The sequence below is a fragment of the Bradyrhizobium sp. STM 3562 genome, from assembly GCF_045571435.1.
GTDB lineage: Bacteria > Pseudomonadota > Alphaproteobacteria > Rhizobiales > Xanthobacteraceae > Bradyrhizobium.
This window is the reverse complement of record NZ_CP120694.1, coordinates 2,038,175-2,056,820: the sequence shown is the minus strand read 5'-3', so window position 1 is coordinate 2,056,820 and position 18,646 is coordinate 2,038,175. Positions and strand designations below refer to the sequence as shown.

The 18,646-nt window shown below is 62.4% G+C and carries 18 protein-coding genes and 1 pseudogene; 8 read left to right on the top strand and 11 right to left on the bottom strand.

What is annotated here, in order from left to right; genetic code table 11:
• Positions 1-146 precede the first annotated feature (146 nt).
• From P6U23_RS09510 to P6U23_RS09490, 5 genes are all read left to right on the top strand, one after another.
• A complete protein-coding gene (locus P6U23_RS09510) occupies positions 147-1,586 on the top strand; it encodes an IS1182 family transposase (RefSeq protein WP_407179336.1) in 1,440 nt (479 codons plus the stop codon).
• A gap of 233 nt (positions 1,587-1,819) precedes the next feature.
• A complete protein-coding gene (locus P6U23_RS09505) occupies positions 1,820-3,277 on the top strand; it encodes an SLC13 family permease (protein ID WP_407179335.1) in 1,458 nt (485 codons plus the stop codon).
• Between the two features lie 22 nt (positions 3,278-3,299).
• Entirely contained in the window at positions 3,300-4,577 is a 1,278-nt protein-coding gene (locus tag P6U23_RS09500) for a CaiB/BaiF CoA transferase family protein (RefSeq protein WP_407179333.1), read from the top strand.
• A gap of 15 nt (positions 4,578-4,592) precedes the next feature.
• Positions 4,593-5,426 (top strand): citryl-CoA lyase, encoded by an 834-nt coding sequence (locus P6U23_RS09495; protein ID WP_407179331.1) that lies wholly within the window; start codon positions 4,593-4,595, stop codon positions 5,424-5,426.
• The gene (locus tag P6U23_RS09490; RefSeq protein ID WP_407179329.1) at positions 5,423-6,472 is read left to right on the top strand and encodes an amidohydrolase family protein; all 1,050 of its coding nucleotides are present in this window, start codon (positions 5,423-5,425) and stop codon (positions 6,470-6,472) included. The genes P6U23_RS09495 and P6U23_RS09490 overlap by 4 nt, the downstream gene beginning before the upstream one ends.
• Here the strand turns inward: P6U23_RS09490 and P6U23_RS09485 are convergent.
• On the bottom strand, positions 6,426-7,418 hold the full coding sequence (locus P6U23_RS09485; protein ID WP_407179327.1) for a LysR family transcriptional regulator: 993 nt from the start codon (positions 7,416-7,418) through the stop codon (positions 6,426-6,428). The two genes, P6U23_RS09490 and P6U23_RS09485, sit on opposite strands and share 47 nt — an antisense overlap.
• Positions 7,419-7,557: 139 nt before the next feature.
• On the opposite strand from P6U23_RS09485, the gene P6U23_RS09480 reads away from it, so the two are divergent.
• On the top strand, positions 7,558-8,856 hold the full coding sequence (locus tag P6U23_RS09480; protein WP_407179325.1) for an MFS transporter: 1,299 nt from the start codon (positions 7,558-7,560) through the stop codon (positions 8,854-8,856).
• A 221-nt stretch (positions 8,857-9,077) separates the two neighbouring features.
• Here P6U23_RS09480 and P6U23_RS09475 read toward each other — a convergent pair whose 3' ends face one another.
• The 5 genes and pseudogenes from P6U23_RS09475 to P6U23_RS09455 form a co-directional block, all read right to left on the bottom strand.
• Positions 9,078-9,320, bottom strand: a complete 243-nt coding sequence (locus P6U23_RS09475) for a hypothetical protein (RefSeq protein WP_407176359.1) — start codon at positions 9,318-9,320, stop codon at positions 9,078-9,080.
• The gene (locus P6U23_RS09470) at positions 9,317-9,805 is read right to left on the bottom strand and encodes a transposase (protein ID WP_407179323.1); all 489 of its coding nucleotides are present in this window, start codon (positions 9,803-9,805) and stop codon (positions 9,317-9,319) included. The genes P6U23_RS09475 and P6U23_RS09470 overlap by 4 nt, the downstream gene beginning before the upstream one ends.
• Positions 9,806-9,881: 76 nt before the next feature.
• Positions 9,882-10,529 (bottom strand): transposase zinc-binding domain-containing protein, encoded by a 648-nt coding sequence (locus P6U23_RS09465; RefSeq protein ID WP_407179321.1) that lies wholly within the window; start codon positions 10,527-10,529, stop codon positions 9,882-9,884.
• An 11-nt stretch (positions 10,530-10,540) separates the two neighbouring features.
• Positions 10,541-11,467, bottom strand: coding sequence for a tyrosine-type recombinase/integrase (locus P6U23_RS09460; RefSeq protein ID WP_407176356.1), 927 nt, complete (start codon positions 11,465-11,467; stop codon positions 10,541-10,543).
• Positions 11,468-12,219: 752 nt separating this feature from the next.
• A pseudogene (locus P6U23_RS09455) lies at positions 12,220-12,747 on the bottom strand (adenylate/guanylate cyclase domain-containing protein); the annotation flags it as partial.
• Between the two features lie 432 nt (positions 12,748-13,179).
• Here P6U23_RS09455 and P6U23_RS09450 point away from each other — a divergent pair.
• On the top strand, positions 13,180-13,764 hold the full coding sequence (locus tag P6U23_RS09450; RefSeq protein WP_407179320.1) for an alpha/beta fold hydrolase: 585 nt from the start codon (positions 13,180-13,182) through the stop codon (positions 13,762-13,764).
• A 13-nt stretch (positions 13,765-13,777) separates the two neighbouring features.
• Positions 13,778-13,987 (top strand): alpha/beta fold hydrolase, encoded by a 210-nt coding sequence (locus P6U23_RS09445; protein WP_407179318.1) that lies wholly within the window; start codon positions 13,778-13,780, stop codon positions 13,985-13,987.
• Between the two features lie 332 nt (positions 13,988-14,319).
• Here the strand turns inward: P6U23_RS09445 and P6U23_RS09440 are convergent, their stop codons facing one another.
• The 5 genes from P6U23_RS09440 to P6U23_RS09420 all read right to left on the bottom strand — a co-directional run bounded on the left by P6U23_RS09440 (position 14,320) and on the right by P6U23_RS09420 (position 18,635).
• Entirely contained in the window at positions 14,320-14,622 is a 303-nt protein-coding gene (locus tag P6U23_RS09440) for a hypothetical protein (protein ID WP_407179316.1), read from the bottom strand.
• Between the two features lie 237 nt (positions 14,623-14,859).
• A complete protein-coding gene (locus P6U23_RS09435) occupies positions 14,860-15,525 on the bottom strand; it encodes a trimeric intracellular cation channel family protein (protein WP_407179314.1) in 666 nt (221 codons plus the stop codon).
• 61 nt (positions 15,526-15,586) lie between these two features.
• Complete coding sequence (locus P6U23_RS09430; protein WP_407179312.1) at positions 15,587-16,855, bottom strand: M20 family metallopeptidase; 1,269 nt, start codon at positions 16,853-16,855, stop codon at positions 15,587-15,589.
• A gap of 329 nt (positions 16,856-17,184) precedes the next feature.
• Positions 17,185-17,427: a hypothetical protein gene (locus tag P6U23_RS09425; RefSeq protein WP_407176359.1), complete on the bottom strand. Its 243-nt coding sequence runs from the start codon at positions 17,425-17,427 to the stop codon at positions 17,185-17,187.
• Complete coding sequence (locus P6U23_RS09420) at positions 17,424-18,635, bottom strand: IS91 family transposase (RefSeq protein WP_407176357.1); 1,212 nt, start codon at positions 18,633-18,635, stop codon at positions 17,424-17,426. Before P6U23_RS09420 ends, P6U23_RS09425 begins: the two co-directional genes overlap by 4 nt.
• Positions 18,636-18,646 lie beyond the last annotated feature (11 nt).

Genomic DNA, 18,646 nt, shown 5'->3' with positions numbered 1-18,646 from the left:
TTCATTGCAGGCCCGAGGGGTGAGCCTCATCGATTGGCTTGGAGAGCTGATTCGCAGAGCCTCAGTATGGCTCTGACCGGAATTACCCCATGTGTGAAAACGCTGGGCTGCTGTTATGATTCTCCTGTGATTCTTTGGGGGAATTGATGAGGCGCTTCGTTGAAGAGGCGGATCGTGGGCAGCGGACGCTGCTGCCTGAATGCCTCGATGATTTCATTGACGAGAACAACGCTGTTCGCGCGATCGACGAGTTTGTCGATGCGCTTGATCTGGCCGAGATGTGCTTCGGTGGAGTTACGCCGGCGGCGACTGGCCGGCCGTCGTATCACCCCTCGGTGCTCCTGAAGCTTTACATTTACGGCTATCTGAACCGGGTGCAGTCAAGCCGGCGGCTGGAACGAGAGGCCGGACGCAACATCGAGGTGATGTGGCTGCTGGGTCGGCTTGCTCCCGATCACAAGACGATCGCGGACTTCCGCAAGGACAACAGCCTGGGGCTGGGTAAGGTCTGTGCGCGCTTTGTCGAGCTCTGCCGCGAGATGGGTCTTCTCACGACGGCGAGCGTCGCCATCGATGGGAGCAAGTTCAAGGCCGTGAACAACCGGGACAGGAACTTCACACGCGCGAAGGTGGAGCGGCGGCGTGCTCAGTTGGATGAGAGCGTCGCGCGCTATCTGAGCCAACTTGACACGGCCGACCGACAGGAGCCGAGCGAGGCGCTGGCGGCGAAGGTGACGAGGCTTACCGAGAAGCTGACGAAGCTGAAGGGGGAGATGGGCAAGCTTGCTGCCTACGAGAAGCAGATGCTTGCTTCGCCGGATCAGCAAATCTCCCTGACTGATCCGGATAGCCGTTCGATGGCAACCAGTGGCCGCGGATCCGGCGTTGTCGGCTATAATGTCCAAGTCGCCGTCGATACCGACCATCACCTGATCATCGCGCATGAGGTGACGAACAGCGGCTCAGATCGGGCACAACTTGCCAATATGGCCAGGCAGGCGAAGGCTGTTCTGAAGACAGAGACGCTCGAGGCCGTTGCCGATCGCGGCTACTTCAGCAGCCCGGAGATCCTCGCCTGTCACGAGGCCGGCATCACGGTAACTCTGCCCAAGCCGATGACTTCGGGCGCCAAGTCGGACGGACGCTTCGGTAAGCAGGACTTTGTCTATTTGCCGGAGGAAGACGCCTATCGTTGTCCGGCCGGGGAGCGATTGCCGTATCGCTATACAAACGAAGAAGCCGACAAGATGCTGCGGCGCTACTGGACCAACGCCTGTAAGAATTGTTCGATCAAACCCCAGTGCACGCCCGGGTCAGAGCGGCGGATCACACGATGGGAGCACGAGGATCTGCTCGACGCCGTGCAGCAGCGGCTCGATGCGAACCCGCTCGCTATGCGCCTTCGTCGCGAGACAGTCGAGCATCCGTTCGGCACGATGAAGGCACGCATGGGAGCGACGCACTTCCTGACCACAACTCTCCCAAAGCTAGCCGCCGAGATGGCCCTCTCGGTTCTGGCCTATGATCTGACCCGAGCAATGAATATCCTCGGGATCAGGCCGCTGATCGCCGCGATCGCAGCCTGAGGCCGGCCTGGTTTTGGCTTCAAGACTGACGGCCCTGCAAGGCCGTTTTTACACGACCAAGACCCTTTGCAGACAGGGACGCCAGCCTTCACGACATTCCTGCTGGTTATGATTTCCTGAAAACTTGCGATTGGACGCTGGTTCAGTGCGCGAGCTATCCCCGATCGTGAAGCACGGCTGCAAAACCTGATGGCATCGATCCATCGCCGCATGCTTCCTATGGGAGGAAACACGTGTCATCTCACGCCCAGGTGGAGAGCAGCGCGCACGCGTCCGGGTCGCTGGAGGCCATCCTGAAGGCCATCGGCGTTCCTCTCGCCGTCATCGTCGCAGCCGCGATCTGGTTTGCGCCGACACCCGCCGATCTGTCGTTGCAGGGCCACAAGGCAATGGCGCTGTTCGGCGGCATCTTCGTGCTGTACCTGACCGAAGCGATCCCGCTCGCGATTGCGAGCTTGATGGTGATCCCGCTCGCGGTGCTGTCTGGCACCGCCAACCTACGCACCGCCCTCGACGGCTTTTCGGCCTCGCCAGTTTATCTGATCATCGGCGCCTTCATCCTCGCGACCGCGATGGTGAAAACCCGGCTTGCGGAGCGAATCACCTACATCATTCTGGCAAAGTTCGGCAGCGCGCCGGCACGGATCACTCTCGGCATCACGCTGATCAACATTGCGCTCGCCTTTCTCGTTCCATCCTCGACCGCGCGCACTGCGATCCTGCTGCCGGAATGCCTCAGCATCCTGACCATCTTCGGTGTCGCCGCGCGTTCGCCGTTCGCGATCAACCTGCTGCTGACGCTGACGATGACCAACGCCACTATCGGCGCCGGCGTCCTGACGGCGACGGTGCCCAATCCCGTGACAGTCGAGTTCATCGCCAAAGCCAGCGGACACACCATCACCTATGCCGAATGGCTGCTCTATGGTTTTCCGCCGGCGCTTGCGATGACCTTCTTCACCTGGTGGCTGATTCAGCGTGTGCTTCCGCCGGAGTTCACTTCCGGCCATGAGCAGGTCGAGGCGCGGATTTCAAAAAATCTTGCCTCGATGGGCCGGATGTCATCCGCCGAATGGCGGGCGCTAATCCTGTTCGTGCTGGTGACGTGTCTGTGGGCGACGCAGGGCCTGACCGGGCTCGACACCACGGTGGTCTGCCTGATGGGCGCCTGCCTACTGTTCCTGCCGCGCTTCGGCGTGATGGACTGGAGCGACGCCAACAAGGGCGTTTCCTGGCAAGTGCTCCTGATCGCGGGCGGCGGCGTTTCGCTCGGCGACATCCTGCTCAAGACCGGCGCGGCCAACTGGCTCGCCAATTCGATCTTCCATGCGCTCGGTCTCGCCGGCGCATCGGCGCTGGTCGTGATCGGGGTGGTGATCCTGATCGTGCAGTTCATGCACGTGATCTTCGTCGGCACCACGGCGATGGCGACGAGCCTGTTGCCGATCATCCTGGCGATGGCCGGCACCGCCGGCGTCAATCCGGTCGCGCTGGCGCTGCCGGCTGGCATGATCATCGGCGGCTATCCGCTCCTGATGTTCTACAACACGCTGCCGAGTATCCTCGTCTACGGAACCGGCCGGCTGCGCGTCGGTGATTTTCCCAAGGTCGGCATCATTGCTTGCCTTGTCGCCTGTCTGATTTACGCCCTGTGCGCCGCGACCTGGTGGCACTGGCTCGGCCTCGTCTGATATCAAATTCCGGAGAAACACCATGGCACTGCCCCTAGCCGGCATTCGCGTCCTCGATCTGTCCAACGTCCTCGCCGGTCCGTTCTGCGGCTATCATCTCGCGCGTCTCGGCGCTGAAGTGATCAAGGTCGAAAATCCCAAGGGCGGCGACCTGGCGCGCCGGCTCGGCGCCGATCCCGCGATGGCGAAGAACCTGATGGGCCTGTCGTTCGTCGCCGTGAATGCCGACAAGCAATCGGTCGCGATCGATCTCAAGGCCAATGACGGCAAGGAGATATTTCTCCGCCTGGTCGAGAAGGCCGACGTCGTGCTGGAGAATTTTCGTCCCAAGGTCATGGAACGGCTCGGGCTCGGCTATGAGGTGCTGGCGAAGCGCAATCCGCGGATCGTCTATTGCGCGATCTCTGGGTTCGGACAGGACGGCCCGTGGGCGGGTCGGCCGGCTTACGACCAGATCGTGCAGGGATTGTCCGGTGTCATGAGCGTGACTGGCGATGCCGAGACCGCGCCGCTACGCACCGGATTTCCGATCGCCGACACCATCGCCGGCCTCACCGCGTCATTTGCCGTCGCCGCAGCCCTAGTGGAACAACGACAGACCGGCCGGGGCCGGCGTATCGATGTGTCGCTACTCGAAGCGACGCTGGCGGCGATGGGCTGGGTGGTCTCGAATCATCTCAACGCCAATGTCGATCCGCAGCCGATCGGCAACGAGAATTTCACCGCGGCGCCGTCAGGCACCTTCGCGACCGGCTCCGGGCCGCTCAACATCGCAGCCAACGAGCAGAAGCAGTATGAGGCGCTGTGCGACATCGTCGGCAAGCCCGAACTGAAATCCGATCCGCGCTTTCGCGAGCGCCAGTCGCGCAAGGATCACCGCGCGGCGTTGAAGCGGGAACTCGAAGTTGCGCTGGCCGCCAAGCCGGCGGTCGAGTGGGAGGCGCTGTTCAACGCCAAGGGCGTTCCGGCCGGCTGCGTACTCAGCGTGCCGGAGGTGCTGAGAGAGCAACAGGTCACCGGCCGCAAGTTCGTCGAAAGCCTGAAGGCAAAAGTAACGGGCGGCCAGACCATGCGCGTCACACGGCCGGGCTTCCGGCTCGAGAGCGATTACCCCGAACCATCGCCGCCGCCGAGTCTCGGGCAGGACACCGTGAAATGGCTCCGGCAGATCGGCTTCAAGGACGCCGAGATCGAAACGTTCGGCCAACGCGGCGTCATCGCCTTCGACAATCAGCCGACGGTCAAGGAAACCGCAAAGATGCCCGACCTGAAGGCGCGCGCCGAAACCTCGAGCACCTGAGAGAGGAGAGCAACCGTGACCGACCAAACCGCCGCCGATACGCTGCAAAAAGCCACCCAATGGTGGTCGACCGACATCATCGACATGAAACCGGGCGTGATCCGGTTTCGCGGTTTTCCGATCGAACAACTGATCGGCCGGGTGTCGTTTCCGCAAATGATCTGGCTGATGCTGAAGGGCGATCTGCCATCCGCCGAACAAGGGGCGCTGCTGGAGGCCGCGCTGGTCTCCGCCGTCGATCACGGCCCGCAAGCGCCGTCGATTGCGATCGGACGCATGGCCGTGACCTGCGGCCTGCCGCTCAACGGCGCGATGGCTTCCGCCATCAACGTGCTCGACGACGTCCACGGCGGCGCCGGCGAACAGTGCATGGACCTCTATGCCGACATCGCGACCCGTCAGGATGCGGGCGCAACGCTTGACGCCGCCGTCGAGCAGGGCCTCGACGCCTTCATCGCGGCGAACGGCAAGATCGTGCCCGGCTTTGGTCACCGCTTTCATCCCATCGATCCACGATCGCCGCGGTTGCTCGAACTGGTCGACGGTGCGCGAAAGAACAAGGTCGTATCCGGACGCTTCGCTGACATCGGCCGCGGCGTCGAGGACCTGATGCAGCGGCGCAAGGGCCGCAAGATCCCGATGAACATCGACGGCGCCACTGCCGTCATCTACTCCGAGCTCGGCTTCTCGCCGGCGCTGGGGCGCGGCCTGTTCATTCTGTCGCGTTCGGTCGGCATCCTCGCGCATGCCTGGGAACAGTCGCAGCAGGGTGGCCGGATCAAGGGACCGATGCCGCCAGCCATTCCCTACCATTACACCGGTAACGCGCCGCGGGATTTTGTAAAATGATCGCGCCGCAGCCGTCGGGCGCAAGCAACTATCTGCCGGTGCGGCCGGACTGGCTCGCGCGCGGCGTCGAGCAAGCGCTGAGGCCCGATCTTCCGATCATTGACGCCCACCATCATCTCTGGGACCGGCCGAACTGGCGATACCTGTTCGACGAATACAACGCAGACATTGCCGCCAGCGGACACAACATAACCGCCAGCGTCTTCATGCAGTGCCAGGCGATGTACCGCAGCGACGGCCCGGCCGAAATGCGGGTGGTCGGGGAGACCGAGTTCGTCAACGGCGTTGCGGCGATGAGCGCGAGCGGCAACTACGGCCCGCGGCGCCTCTGTGCGGGCATCATCGGTCATGCCGATCCTCGGCTTGGTGACGGCGTCGCACCAGTGCTGGAGGCACATCTTGCCGCTGCGCCCAATCGTTTCCGCGGCATCCGGCATATCACTGTCTGGGATGCGGACCGGAGCCTGATGAATCCGCTCAGTGCCGGACCGCCCGGCGTGCTGAGCGATGAAACATTCCGCAAGGGGTTTGCGCGACTCGCGCCGCTCGGCCTTCTCTTCGATGCCTGGCTGTTTCATCCGCAAATTCCCGAGCTGACCGAACTCGCCCGGGCGTTTCCGCAAACCACAATCGTGCTCGATCATCTCGGCGGCATCGTCCGGATCGGCGCCTACAAGGATCGCCGCGACGAAATTTTCGCCGGCTGGTCGCGTTCGATCCGCGAGCTCGCCACCTGCGGCAATGTTTGCGTCAAGCTTGGCGGGCTTGGCATGCGCATCAACGGCTTCGGTTTCGAAAAAGACGCGCCGCCGAGTTCCGAAGTTCTCGCTGAAACGTGGCGGCCCTATATCGAAACCTGCATCGAGGCGTTCGGGCCGCAGCGATGCATGTTCGAGAGCAATTTTCCGGTCGACAAGGGGTCCTATTCTTACGGAACCATCTGGAACGCGTTCAAGCGCCTGACCCGAAACGCCGGCGACAGCGACCTAACCAGTCTGTTCAGTGCGACTGCCGCACGCGTTTATGGGCTCGCTCCGCACGGCTGACGATGACCCCAGGCATCGGGGCTTCGGTCATGCCCGGCAGCGTGATCTGATCGAGGAAGTCGCGGCCCTTCGCCTTGAGCAGGGCGACGACGCGCTGCGCCGCCGGCGAGAGATAGCCGTCGCGGCGGGTGACGAAGCCGAGCGGCCGTCGCATCGTGGTAGTGTCGATCATCAGCCGATCGAGCTGGCTGCCGAGCCGCAGCGGGTGCAGGTTTCGGGTCGAGGTGAAGCTTAGCAGCGCTGTGTCGGCGATCAGTTTCGGTAATGTCGTGATCGAGTTGGTTTCAATCTGGACCACAGGCAACGGCAGCCCGTGGGCCTCGAATACATTGTCGATCCATTGGCGCATCGCGACGCTGCGCGCCGGGAGCACCCATTTCGAGCTGGCAAGATCGTTGATTGTGAGCGGCTTGCCGCACAGTGGATGATTTTTTGCCGCCACGACCACGACTTCGTCGATGCCGAAGGCTTCGTGCCGGAATTCCTGCTCATCAGAGGGAAGCACCGGTCCGATAGCCAGATCGAGCGCCCGCTCGCGCAGCGCCGCCCGCAGCACACCGCTCATTCCGATCTGGATTTCGATAGTCAACCCCGGAGCGTCGCCGATGATAGCCCTGCAGATCTGCGGCAGCAGATATTCGCCCATGGTCGCGCCGCAGCCGATGGCGACGTGGCCGGCGGCCCCGGCGGCGAAATCCGTCACTTCTCGCAGCGACTCCTCCATCGCCTCGCGCATGCGCCGGGCACGGGAGAGCAGGACCTCGCCCACCCGCGTCAGCGTGATGCCGCGTCCGGTCCGCTCGAACAGGTCGGCGCCGACGGTCTCCTCGAGCCGCTGGATGCATTTTGTGAGTGCGGGTTGGGTGCGGCCCAGTTTGTCAGCAGCCCGGCCCATGTGACCCAGATCGGCGATCACCTCGAAATAAGCGAGGTCGCGTAGGTCCATTACTTCCTCCCGGTTATCGGTCCTTGAAAATTAGCAATTGGACCCTTGTCGGCACCGTCTGGCATCTTGAGCCTAACACGGCTGGCCCGGCTCGGAAATCGAGGCTGGAGACACAGCCCATGACCGGGAGGAAGAGGAGATGACCGATGTCATGGCCAATGCAGTTGACGGCGCCAGTTCAGGGCTGTTAGCCAGCGCCGTTTCGAAGAACACCTGGCGCCTGGTGCCGCTGCTCGGTCTCGCCTACCTGTTCAACTATCTCGACCGCACCAGCGTCGGTTTTGCTGCGCTGCAGATGAACAAGGCGATCGGCCTCAGCGCCACTCAATTCGGCTGGGGCGCTGGCATCCTGTTTTTCAGCTACTGCCTGCTCGAAGTTCCCAGCAACATGATGATGTACCGGTTCGGCGCTCGACGCTGGCTCGCGCGCATCATGATCACCTGGGGACTGGCGGCAGCCGCCACCGCCTTTGCCGTCGGCCCTTACAGCTTCTATCTGATCCGCTTCCTGCTCGGCGTGTTCGAAGCCGGCTTCTTCCCTGGCGTGATCTGGTACATTTCGATCTGGTTTCCGGCAAAGTACCGCACCAGCGTGCTCGCCCTGTTCATGGCATCGACGCCGCTGTCCTCGCTGCTCGGCAGCCCGATTTCGGCGGCGCTCCTCGGCATGGACGGACTGTGGGGCCTTGCTGGTTGGCAATGGATGTTCCTGGTCGAGGGCCTGCCGGCCTGCGTGCTCGGCGTCCTCTGCCTCGTCCTGCTGGCCGACACGCCGGATCAGGCCAAGTGGCTGACCACTAAAGAGCGTCAGGCTCTGCTCGACGAACTCGCCAACGACAAGCACTACAAGCCCAAGAAAGACCTGTGGGCGGCGATGAAGGACACGCGCGTGCTGATGCTGACCGCCATCACCTTCGCCTTCACCATCGGCTCCTACGGCATCGGAATCTGGCTGCCGCTAATCCTAAAGAACCATGGCCTGACGAACATGGAAGTCGGATGGCTGACCGCGGTGCCGTATCTGTTCGCCACTATTGGCATGCTGTTCTGGGCGCGGCTTGTCGATCGCAACGGCCAAAAGATCTATAACCTGATGGCGGCCCTGATCCTCGGCGCGTTGGGGCTCGCGCTGTCGGTCGTTTTCACATCGCTGATCCCGGCGCTGGCCTGCCTGACCTTGGCCCTGATCGGTACGATCTCCGCGCGGACGGTGTTCTACACCATCCCGCAGGGCTTCCTGACCGGCGCCGCAGGCGCCGGCGGAATCGCATTCATCAACTCGGTCGGCGCGTTCGGTGGCTTCGTCGGCCCGTATATGGTCGGCTTCCTGAAGGACGCGACCGGTTCCTTCGACGCCGGCATGATCGGAATGGCCGTGATCTTGATCGTCGCTACCGGTATCGCGTTTGCTTTCAAGGTGGTGACGCAGAAGAGCTGAAGGAGAAGATGGACCGGCATCACACGGAATGCGACCCATCCCTCACGCCGGTTCTTCTACTTCACCGTTCCCCCCGGCATCTGCGTCGCATAGCGCGTCTGCTGTTGTGCAGGTTTTTGGACGCCGGCAACGAGGAGGCTCCGCACGCTCAACTGACCGGCGTCCAAAAAGCGCCAAGGCACGAAGTCGCGGGAAGTTGGGCACTGGCCGGGCAGCGAGTGCTATGGGGATTTGATGTTGGCGCCGATCTCGATGGTCGAGGTGATGCCGGCAGGATTCGACCAGGGTGTCTGCACGGACAGGAGATCGGCAGGGCGCAATAGGCTTTTTGGTGGCTGTTCGGAGCGCATCGACGCACGATCCGCGCACTGATAGATGCCATTGGGTTGAGCGAGATCGCTGCCGGCGTGGAGCCAGCGGATCGGCCCGGGAAAACTGCAGGGCTTACACGCGGTGTTGGTCATGACGTGTCGATCCTGATCGGTGTTGGTCGCCAGCTCGGCGCGCAGCCGCGTGCGAAGGTCTCGATGACGATCATGCGTGCGCCACAGCGGGGACAAGGGCACGGCAGCACATGCGGCGTATCCGGCGCAACATCCGGCTCTTGTTGGGGATCGGCGGCAGACGGGGCGACATTGAGGAGTGCGCGGGCGGTTGCGATGCTCTCGGCGCGGTTGGTGGAGGCAAAGAGCCCGTAGTGGCGGATGCGGTGGAAACCCGTGGGCAGCACGTGCAGCAGGAAGCGCCTGATGAACTCGTGCGGGTGAAGCCGCATCGTCTTCCAGCGGTCGGGGCCGCTGACGCGATAGTCCTTCCAGCGGAACGCAATCGCCTCGTCGTCGGCTGCAACGAGGCGGCGGTTGGAGATGGCGACACGATGGGTGTAACGGGAGAGATAGCGCAGCACCTGCGCGGCCCCGCGAACGGGGCCTTGCAATAGACCACCCATCTGATGCGCCGCAGCGGCGCGATGAAGCGCTTGAACGTTGTCTTGTCGGCGAGCCCGGCATGGGTGTTGAAGAACTTCAGCGCGCGCCGGCGGCGTGCGCCTGCATGAGCATCGCCAGCATCTTGCCGCGGAACAGGCGCGCCAGCACGTTGACATGGACGAGGAAGTCGGAGCGCGCGGCGATCCATCGCCTGTTATCGAGCGAGAGCCCGCCACCCGGCACGATCATGTGCACGTGCGGATGATGGGTGAGCGCCGAGCCCCAGGTGTGCAGCACGGCCGTGATACCGATCCGTGCGCCGAGGCGCTTGGGATCGCTTGCGATGGCGAGCGTCGTCTCGGCCGCCGTCTTCATCAGCAGGTTGTAGATCACACGCTTGTTCTGGTAGGCGATGTCACGCAGCTCGCTCGGCAGCGTGTAGACGACATGAAAATACGGCACCGGCAGCAGCTCCGCTTCGCGGTCGGCCAGCCATTGGCGTGACGCCGCAGCCTGGCACTTCGGGCAATGCCGGTTGCGGCAGGAGTTGTAGGCGATCTCGGTGTGGCCGCACGCTGTGTTCTCGCAGCGCGCGACGTGGCCGCCGAGCGCTGCCGTACGACAGCGCTCGATCGCACTCATCACCTTCAGTTGCCCGAGGCTCACATGCCCCTGATTGGCGTCACGCCAAGCAGGGCCGTGGTCGCGGAGGATATCCGCGACCTCCAGAACTGGCCGAGCCACGGCCGGCGGCGCTACGGCGCTGGCGGCTCCTCACTGCCTCGCTTCGCACGGCGGCGGCGCGGCGCGCTTAGGCCCTCGAGCGGGCTCTCGATCTTGGCAATCAGTCCGATCGCCACGCGACTGTAGCGGGCTGTCGTCTCAAGCTTGGAATGTCCGAGCAACGCCTGGATCACGCGAATGTCCCTGCCGCGCTCGAGCAGGTGGGTCGCGAAGCTGTGGCGAAGCGAATGCAGCGGGACCGTCTTGCGCAGCCCCGCGGCTTTGGCGGCCTCCTTGAACAACCGGCTGAACTGACGCGTGGTCAGTGGCTGACGTTGACTGCGACCGGGAAACAGCCAGCGCTGTTCGGGCGCGACGCCGTTGTTGGATGCGGTCGGCCCCGCCTTCCACCATTGCCGCAACAGCCTCAGGACCTCCGGCGGCAGCATCACGTGCCGGTCCTTGCGGCCCTTCGACTGCACGATGCGGATGATCTTCTGCGCGCTGTCGATGTCGCTCGCCCGCAGCCGCACCACCTCCCCGGCGCGCAATCCGCAACCATAGGCCAGCGTTAGCATCGCTCGCGCCTTCAGGCTCGTCGCCATGGTGAGGACACGCTTGACCTCCTCAGGGCTCAGCACCGGCGGCAGCCTCTCGGGCTCCTTGATGTGCCAGACCTCGGCCGCCAGATCGTGACGACGTAGCGTGACGCGGAACAGGAACCGCACCCCGGTCATGATCCGATTGCGGTTGCAGATGCTCATCCCGCTCTCGATCAGGTGCAGCTGAAATAGCCGCACCTCGTCGGCGGTCGCTGTATCCGGCGAGCGTTTGAGCCAGGCGGCGAACCGCTTGCAACTGTAAATGTGGCCGCGCTGCGTGTGCGGGTTGAGCTTGCGCGCAGCCATGTCTTCGATCATACGCTGACGCAGCGGACTGACTGTGTTGGTATCGCTCATGGAGAGCTCCTTCCTGAGTGAGGGTTGCAACACCTCGATTCTCAGGACGGGGCTCTTTAGTGCTACCACTATCCTCTCAACTGGCTACCGGGCCCCCTCGGCTCTTGCCCCCGCGCAGCGGGCTGGAGCGCAGCGACTTTGTGCTGTGGCCCTTCGCTACGAAATCCGCCTCTCGCCTGCATGTCGGCTCTGAGGGCGTAGACCGGACCTAATCGGGATCGGGCAAAACCGTCACGATTGACCCAAAACCGACGGTGCTGCGCTTCCGTATGAATGGCAGTAGCTTCGAGCTACTGGCGATGCCACTCAATGTCGATGGTTCGAACCGCAGTTCCGCCAGTCGCGTTGAGTTGACCGTTCTTTAGCGTTCCAGATAGATGGGCGGTGCTCACTCGAAGGCCGTTGTTGTTTTCAACGTTCAGCTCCATCTTGACGTCTCCCGACGGTGAAACGTCGCCGGCGATAACAACGTCTCTGTTTGGCGCCCGCGCTGGATATCTTGCCGAAATCTTACCGTTGTGGACGGTAGCGACATTCACCATGTAGCAGCGAGCTGCCTCTTCGCGATCCGGCCCGAGGCAAACTTGTCCGGCATACTGACCGTCCTGCGCCTTTGCCGTCTGCTGCTGTTGACGAACTGTATAAGCCCAAGATCCGATTGTTAGCAGTAGGATGAATACAGAAGCGGCTCCCAACCATTTTCCGTTGCGCCACTTCTTGGTGGAAGTAGGCAAAGGACCGTTGAGCGCATTGATGGAATAGGTTCGGACCGGCTGAGGAATATTCTTGTATTTCTGTTCACCCAGGAATTCGAAGGAAAGCGAAAGCTTGTTGCGGATCTGATCGTGAACGCTACCAGAGATGCAGACCCCTCCGGGCTCTGCCGCCGATTGGAGCCGCGCCGCAATATTAACGCCGTCCCCGAATATGTCATGCGCCTCGACGATTACGTCGCCGATATTGATCCCGACGCGGAAGGCAATGCGCTTATCTTCCGCGTCGCTGACTGTAAGCTCCTTGATACGGCCCTGAAACTGTATAGCAGCCCGAACCGCCTCGACCGCACTCGCAAACTCTGCCAGGAAACCGTCCCCGGTATTCTTCACAATGCGGCCGCCGTGTTCTGTAATTGCTGAGGGAACAGCATCCTTAAGGAGCGCCGTCATTTTGCCATGCGTAGCCTCTTCGTCATTGTGCATTAGCCGCGAATAGCCAGCAACGTCGGCGGCCAGTATCGCCGACAGCCTGCGCTCCACGCGGACTGGTAGCTCCTGCTCCATGGCTCGCAACCCAACCGATGAGATATTGTACGACGGATTGGGTGACCGGGCCACACGGCTAAGGTCGCTTATTGGCCCATTGCAGACTCACGCACCGCGGCAAACTTCATCCGCCAACGCTCTGGGCAGACGCCAGCTTTGAGACTCCATCGGTGAGTATCGCGGCTGGGAGATTCCACCGCCCGGGAAGGACGAGCCTTTCGCCGAGATAGCCATGGGCAGTCGCGAAGTTGGGTTTCAAATCAATGGCCCGGCCGCGCGACACATGTTAGCCTTCACACATCACAAACATTTAAAACCAGGCGAGGGAGGATACTCATGAATCCGTTCGCGTCATCCGGTCGCCGTTTCACGGTAATAACTGCTGCCGTATTGTTGGTCGCCATAACGTCGCCTGCTCTCACAGATGAACCCAAATATAAACCGATCAGGGTGAACACCCCAGACGGACTGACCATATCCGCCCAAGAATGGGGCAACCCGACCGGCCCCGAAATCCTGTTCATTCATGGCTTTTCACAAAGTTACATGTCGTGGATGCGCCAATTCAACAGCGATCTCGCCAAAGAATTTCACATCGTGACTTACGATTTGCGCGGCCATGGCAATTCCGATAAGCCGCTCGATCCCAAGTACTATCGCGACTCGAAAGCGTGGGGCGACGAGGTGCAAGCCGTCATGGAAGCGGCCGGCCTCGAGCACCCGGTGCTGGTCGGCTCGTCCTATGCCGGGCGCGTCATCTCCGACTACGTGACGACCCACGGCACGAGCAAACTCGCCGGCATAAACTTCGTCGACGCCTCGATCAAGTTCGATCCAGAGCTGGTCGGCGACAACCTCAAGAACCTGCCACTGATGGCATCCGAAGACATGGCGACCAACATCTCGGCGACCCGCGTCTTTGTGCACGGTTGCTTCTCCAAACAACCGAGTGTCGACGACTACGAGACCATGCTCGCCTTCCAATATGATGGTGCCGCCCAAAGTGCGCGCCGGACTCTCCGGTCGTCCGCTTGATGCGACCGAAGTCATGTCCAAGCTGACCATACCGGTGCTGGTCACACACGGCGCCGAAGACCGCAACGTCAAGGTGGGTGTCTCGAAATACACCGCATCCATCGTCCCCGGCGCGAAACTCTCGATCTATGACGGGATCGGTCACTTCCCGTTCTACGAGGATGCGCCGCGCTTCAACTCGGAGCTTGCCGCCTTCGTACGCGCGGCGACCAAGAGCAATTAAGCACAAGAAAAGCAATTAGGACCACATGCGCCGTTTTGTAGTAGCTGTGGCCGCCTTGAGCGTGAACTTTTTGCGGACAAGCGCCGGGACGAACAGAGCGCGCGCGTGATCCACTCCCGTGCGTCGTTCTTCAGAGCAGGAGGTCACAATACCAATGAAGGGCTTTTAGAGCACCAGCGTTTTCAGGTCCTTCGCACGAGTTTGTGGCGGTGCGGGTGTCCGAAATTGGCCCTTCGCTACGAAATCTGCATGTCGGCTCTGAGGGCGTAGACCGGACCTAATCGGGATCGGGCAAAACCGTCACGATTGACCCTCGGCGACATCGCTGCCGATCAAATTTTTGGGACGGGGCGTGGCCTTATCAGATGCTTCCATGCGGTAAGGGCTGAAAATCCAATCAGAGAAATGCCGACGACAAAGCCCGCCACTTGCAGCGTCAAGTAAAAGACAAAGGAAGAAAATACGACGAAATTCGCGCCTTGCTGATTGTAGTGCGTCGCTCGGTGACGGAAGGGTTCGGCCAAGTCAGATGATGGGAATTTGCTGATGATTAGCGAACCGGACATCGCCGCCATAACGATACCCACACCAGCCAGGATAAAGCATCCGGCAATGAACGCGTTCCTAGGCTTCATTGAAGTTGCGCCTGCTCTTTCAATGCGCAACGCAGCGCATATGTCCTCACGCTACGTAACCAGTAGTTGAGGTTCTCTTAAGGGATGCCATGGAAATCCCTGACTTCCGTTAATGACACCGCCGAACTCCGGCGATCATCCGATTGTCGGCTTTCAGGGGGCGAGCGGAAATGCCGGTAAAGGCGGCGGAACCGACGCGCTTGACCCAAAGCCGTCCTGAGTCCGTAACGAACCGGTCTAAGATCGGTCGCTGTCTTTCGAATTTTCCTTCGCAGTATTCCGATCGTCTCGCTTCTCGATTTTCGCAACCGGGAGCCGCCAACCGCGTCTGATGGCCATGACGCGAAGCATGAAGCATGAAATCAGCGCCACCGCCGTCACAGGTACGACCGGCAACAACAGCACATGACCGATCACCACGACGGCGGCCGCCGCCAGCGCCGCGACCGCGTAGAGATCCGCGCGCAGCACAGTTGGGATCTCGGCGAGCAGCACGTCCCGCACCATGCCGCCGCCGATCCCGGTAACCGTGCCAAGCACCATCGCCATCACCGGATTGAGCCCGAACGACAGCGCCTTCGATGAGCCTGCGACGGCGAAGAGCGCAAGTCCCGCCGCGTCAAACAGCAGCACCGCATTCGACATCCGCACGATGAGGCGCGAGAAGTAGAAGGTGACGAAGCCGGCCAGGAGCGACACGCCGAGATAGCGCCAGTCGCCGACCGCCCCGGGAGGCACCGCGCCGATCAGGAGGTCTCGGGTGATGCCTCCCGAATTCCCCGCCGCGAATGACAAGACCATAACGCCGAACAGGTCCAGCCCGCGCTTGGTCCCCGCCAACGCCCCGCTAAGCGCGAAGACGAAAGTCCCCGTCAGATCGAGCACGATAGGCAGCTTGTCCATGACGCGGCTTTCCTTGCCTCAAACCTCGAGCGCGCTGGCCGATCGGGCGGTTTCGCATCCGCTATGCCGGCAGCCAGGCGCGGGCCGCGACGACCAGCGCTTCGACGCCGGTCTGCAGTGTCGGATGGAGAACGGGCGCGAATTTGGGACTGTGGTTCACCGGAAGTTCGTTGATTTCGTTCGCCTCCTTGGCCTTCGCGTAAACTTCCGGATCGGTACCGCCGACGAACCAGAAGACCGAAGGCACGTGCCATTCGGACCCGAACGATCCGAAGTCCTCACTGGCGGGGGCCGGTCCCGTCGCCCGAACACGCTCGGCGCCGAAATGTGCTCGGAATGCGTCCACCACCCGGCTGGTGGCTTCCTGATTGTTTACGTTCAGGGGGTACCGATCGATGGTGGTGATCTCCGGCGGCCGCGGCGCCCCCGAAGCGGCCGCTTCGGCATTGGCGATCCGCTCGATCGCAGCCAGCATCCGTGAGCGCACTCCGGCATCGAAGGTCCGGACGTTGAGCTTGATGATGGCCTCGTCCGGGATAACGTTTTCCTTGGTGCCTGCCTGCAGGACGCCCACTGTCAGCACGGCGGCGTCGGCGGCGGCCAATTCGCGGGATACGATGGTCTGCAGCCGCAGCACGGTCGAGGCGGCCATCACGACGGGATCGATGCTGGCCTGGGGCATCGACCCGTGCGCGCCGCGCCCGAACAGGCGGATCTGCAGGCTGTCCGCCGCCGACGTGATCGCGCCGGCGCGCCCGGCGACCGTCCCGGAAGGGCCAACCATGACATGCTGGCCCAGGATCACGTCCGGTTTCGGAAAGCGCTTGAACAGACCGTCGTCAATCATGGCCTGTGCGCCTTCGCCGGTTTCTTCCGCGGGCTGAAAGACCGCCATGAGCGTGCCTCGCCAAGAAGTCGTGGCTTCCGCCATCAGCTTGGTAGCGCCCGCGAGCCAGGTGACGTGCATGTCGTGGCCGCACATGTGCGAAACGGGCACCGTCTTGCCCTCCTTGTCCGTCGCCGTCGCCTTGCTGGCATAGGCAAGGCCGGTCACTTCCTGAATCGGCAGCGCGTCCATGTCGGCGCGCAGCATAACGGTCGGTCCCTCGCCGTTCCGGAGCAGGCCGACGACACCGGTCTTGCCGATCGAGGTCGTGACCTCGTAGCCGGCGGCACGCAGTTGGTCGGCCGCCAAGCCCGCCGTACGGGTCTCCTGCATTGACAGCTCTGGATGCGAGTGAATGTCTTTGTAGAGGGCCTCCAGATCAGGAAGCATACCATCCAGGTCACGCAGTGCGGTATCGGATGAAAGCGACTGAGTGCTGGCCATAAGAAAAACGCCTCAGTTCAGGCCACTGTTGCTTTCGCGTCATAACACGCCGTTGGTGAACTCGACTTGGGAGTCTCGCGCCCTTTTCCATCAGGCGCAACGCATTTGGAGCCTCTTCAAGGAAAGGTGAGCCCCTGCTTTTGAAGGATGGCTCGCGCGCACCGACGAGGTGATCGGACAACCCTAGGGCAGTGTGGGGCGTAGGCCTGCTTCTGTGCAGGTTTTTGGACGCCGGCAACGAGGAGGCTCCGCACGCTCAACTGACCGGCGTCCAAAAAGCGCCAAGGCACGAAGTCGCGGGAAGTTGGGCACTGGCCGGGCAGCGAGTGCTATGGGGATTTGATGTTGGCGCCGATCTCGATGGTCGAGGTGATGCCGGCAGGATTCGACCAGGGTGTCTGCACGGACAGGAGATCGGCAGGGCGCAATAGGCTTTTTGGTGGCTGTTCGGAGCGCATCGACGCACGATCCGCGCACTGATAGATGCCATTGGGTTGAGCGAGATCGCTGCCGGCGTGGAGCCAGCGGATCGGCCCGGGAAAACTGCAGGGCTTACACGCGGTGTTGGTCATGACGTGTCGATCCTGATCGGTGTTGGTCGCCAGCTCGGCGCGCAGCCGCGTGCGAAGGTCTCGATGACGATCATGCGTGCGCCACAGCGGGGACAAGGGCACGGCAGCACATGCGGCGTATCCGGCGCAACATCCGGCTCTTGTTGGGGATCGGCGGCAGACGGGGCGACATTGAGGAGTGCGCGGGCGGTTGCGATGCTCTCGGCGCGGTTGGTGGAGGCAAAGAGCCCGTAGTGGCGGATGCGGTGGAAACCCGTGGGCAGCACGTGCAGCAGGAAGCGCCTGATGAACTCGTGCGGGTGAAGCCGCATCGTCTTCCAGCGGTCGGGGCCGCTGACGCGATAGTCCTTCCAGCGGAACGCAATCGCCTCGTCGTCGGCTGCAACGAGGCGGCGGTTGGAGATGGCGACACGATGGGTGTAACGGGAGAGATAGCGCAGCACCTGCGCGGGCCCCGCGAACGGGGCCTTGCAATAGACCACCCATCTGATGCGCCGCAGCGGCGCGATGAAGCGCTTGAACGTTGTCTTGTCGGCGAGCCCGGCATGGGTGTTGAAGAACTTCAGCGCGCCGGCGGCGTGCGCCTGCATGAGCATCGCCAGCATCTTGCCGCGGAACAGGCGCGCCAGCACGTTGACATGGACGAGGAAGTCGGAGCGCGCGGCGATCCATCGCCTGTTATCGAGCGAGAGCCCGCCACCCGGCACGATCATGTGCACGTGCGGATGATGGGTGAGCGCCGAGCCCCAGGTGTGCAGCACGGCCGTGATACCGATCCGTGCGCCGAGGCGCTTGGGATCGCTTGCGATGGCGAGCGTCGTCTCGGCCGCCGTCTTCATCAGCAGGTTGTAGATCACACGCTTGTTCTGGTAGGCGATGTCACGCAGCTCGCTCGGCAGCGTGTAGACGACATGAAAATACGGCACCGGCAGCAGCTCCGCTTCGCGGTCGGCCAGCCATTGGCGTGACGCCGCAGCCTGGCACTTCGGGCAATGCCGGTTGCGGCAGGAGTTGTAGGCGATCTCGGTGTGGCCGCACGCTGTGTTCTCGCAGCGCGCGACGTGGCCGCCGAGCGCTGCCGTACGACAGCGCTCGATCGCACTCATCACCTTCAGTTGCCCGAGGCTCACATGCCCCTGATTGGCGTCACGCCAAGCAGGGCCGTGGTCGCGGAGGATATCCGCGACCTCCAGAACTGGCCGAGCCACGGCCGGCGGCG

Bases quoted from the DNA above. Each gene is read 5' to 3' on its own strand.
- P6U23_RS09510 (WP_407179336.1), top strand. From the start codon at position 147: ATGAGGCGCTTCGTTGAAGAGGCGGATCGTGGGCAGCGGACGCTGCTG.
- P6U23_RS09500 (WP_407179333.1), top strand. From the start codon at position 3,300: ATGGCACTGCCCCTAGCCGGCATTCGCGTCCTCGATCTGTCCAACGTC.
- P6U23_RS09490 (WP_407179329.1), top strand. From the start codon at position 5,423: ATGATCGCGCCGCAGCCGTCGGGCGCAAGCAACTATCTGCCGGTGCGG.
- P6U23_RS09485 (WP_407179327.1), bottom strand. From the start codon at position 7,418: ATGGACCTACGCGACCTCGCTTATTTCGAGGTGATCGCCGATCTGGGT.
- P6U23_RS09480 (WP_407179325.1), top strand. From the start codon at position 7,558: ATGACCGATGTCATGGCCAATGCAGTTGACGGCGCCAGTTCAGGGCTG.
- P6U23_RS09475 (WP_407176359.1), bottom strand. From the start codon at position 9,320: ATGACCAACACCGCGTGTAAGCCCTGCAGTTTTCCCGGGCCGATCCGC.
- P6U23_RS09470 (WP_407179323.1), bottom strand. From the start codon at position 9,805: ATGGGTGGTCTATTGCAAGGCCCCGTTCGCGGGGCCGCGCAGGTGCTG.
- P6U23_RS09460 (WP_407176356.1), bottom strand. From the start codon at position 11,467: ATGAGCGATACCAACACAGTCAGTCCGCTGCGTCAGCGTATGATCGAA.
- P6U23_RS09445 (WP_407179318.1), top strand. From the start codon at position 13,778: ATGTCCAAGCTGACCATACCGGTGCTGGTCACACACGGCGCCGAAGAC.
- P6U23_RS09440 (WP_407179316.1), bottom strand. From the start codon at position 14,622: ATGAAGCCTAGGAACGCGTTCATTGCCGGATGCTTTATCCTGGCTGGT.
- P6U23_RS09435 (WP_407179314.1), bottom strand. From the start codon at position 15,525: ATGGACAAGCTGCCTATCGTGCTCGATCTGACGGGGACTTTCGTCTTC.
- P6U23_RS09430 (WP_407179312.1), bottom strand. From the start codon at position 16,855: ATGGCCAGCACTCAGTCGCTTTCATCCGATACCGCACTGCGTGACCTG.
- P6U23_RS09425 (WP_407176359.1), bottom strand. From the start codon at position 17,427: ATGACCAACACCGCGTGTAAGCCCTGCAGTTTTCCCGGGCCGATCCGC.